The organism is Streptomyces sp. YS-3 (assembly GCF_045257485.1).
GTDB lineage: Bacteria > Actinomycetota > Actinomycetes > Streptomycetales > Streptomycetaceae > Streptomyces.
Genome location: NZ_JBJHPC010001208.1, coordinates 1 through 560, shown reverse-complemented (window position 1 = coordinate 560; position 560 = coordinate 1). Strand labels below are relative to the sequence as shown.

Below are 560 nucleotides of genomic sequence, written 5' to 3'. Positions count from 1 at the left end.
GCGTCGGGGGCGAGGGAGTGCCCGGCGGCCGGTGCCGCCTGGGTGCGTACGGCCTCGGCGGGGTCCTCGGAGCGCGGCCACAGGAGCGCTCCGGCGACGGCGGCGACCGCCACGGTGCCGGCCACGGCGGCGCCGGTGGCCCGCCGGGACCGCTGCCGGTGCGCACGTCGGCGGGTGGCCCGGCCGTCGCGCGCGGGCCGGACGTGGGGGTGGTCGTCGTGGTGCTGCATGGGGCTCCGCTCTCTCTCCGGTGCTGCCGGGGTGTCCGGCACATGGGAGAGCGGGAGGCGGCGGAGTCATAACACTTTCCGTGTACGTGACCTGGGCCACACGGCACGGGCACGGCACCCGGGCCGACCGGGCCGCCGGTCCGTGCTCGGCGACCCCCGGCCCTGGGCCGGGCGGTCTCAGCGGACCGCCGGCGCCGACGGTGAACGCGACGGCTGGGCCGTGGGACGGGTCGACGGCTTCCGCGGGGGCGTCCGAGAGTGCGTGCCGCCGTCGGGCCCGGGGGCGGTGCCGGGGGTCGGAGCCGACGGTTCGACCGATCGCCGTTCCTT

General features: G+C 79.1%; 1 pseudogene. It reads right to left on the bottom strand.

The window, feature by feature from the left end:
* A pseudogene (locus ACJA3G_RS38335) lies at positions 1-230 on the bottom strand (hypothetical protein); the annotation flags it as partial.
* Between the last annotated feature and the right edge of the window lie 330 nt (positions 231-560).